Consider the following 795-nt stretch of genomic DNA (forward strand, 5'->3'; position numbering starts at 1 on the left):
AAATAGTTAGCTAGTTTATAGAAAAAGTCCGTTCTTAAAAACTTAATTTTTCTGTGTAGCTTAGCTAGTTTGATTCTAGCTTTAAGGCGGTTATGGCTACCTCTTTGCTTTTTAGAAAGAGATTTAGAGCAAGCACGGATTAAAGGCAAAAATTTAGAGAAAAATAAAGGCGATAGTATTCGTGTGCCATTAGAGCATGTGAGAAAGGTTTTTAACCCAAAGTCAAGCCCCACGCTATTATCGCCTGCAGGCTTAGGTTTATCCTCCACTTCACATACAAGACACAAGAAATAATCGCCTAGATTATCCCTTTTAATGGTTAAAGTCTTAGGTTTGCCTACAAGATCGTAGGTTTTAACAAACTTAAAGCAATAGCCATTAAAAGAGATAAGGTTATTTTGGATTTTATAGCCCACTCTCCCTTTGAAGGTGAAAGATTGGTATAAAGCCACCTTTTTAAATCGTGGTGGTCTACCTTGCTTTTTAAAGAACCTTTGATAGGCTTTATCAATTCTTTCTATCAATTCTTGCAAGGTTTGAGAGCCTAGAGTTTTTAAAAAAGCAAAGCGTTTTGTTTGTTTTAATTTTGTGATGTGCTTTTGCAACGCGTAGAGATTTAGGTGTTTCTTATAAAGTCTATAATACCTCTTATGCAAAGCAATACAATGGTTATAGCAAATACCATAAAGTCGTAGAAGCTTGCTTATGTGCTTATTTTTGCTTGTGCTGTAGAGCTTTTGTTTGTAGGCGATTAACATAGGCTTTCCACCTTTCTTTTTGCTTGGGTCTTTCAGA

General features: G+C 35.3%; 1 protein-coding gene. It reads right to left on the reverse strand.

Annotated elements, in window-relative coordinates; translation table 11 throughout:
- A partial coding sequence (locus G6Q00_RS08265; RefSeq protein WP_163532757.1) for an RNA-guided endonuclease InsQ/TnpB family protein occupies positions 1-758 on the reverse strand: 758 nt, incomplete at its 3' end.
- Positions 759-795: the final 37 nt, after the last annotated feature.

Source organism: Helicobacter suis, from assembly GCF_902196125.1.
GTDB lineage: Bacteria > Campylobacterota > Campylobacteria > Campylobacterales > Helicobacteraceae > Helicobacter > Helicobacter suis_B.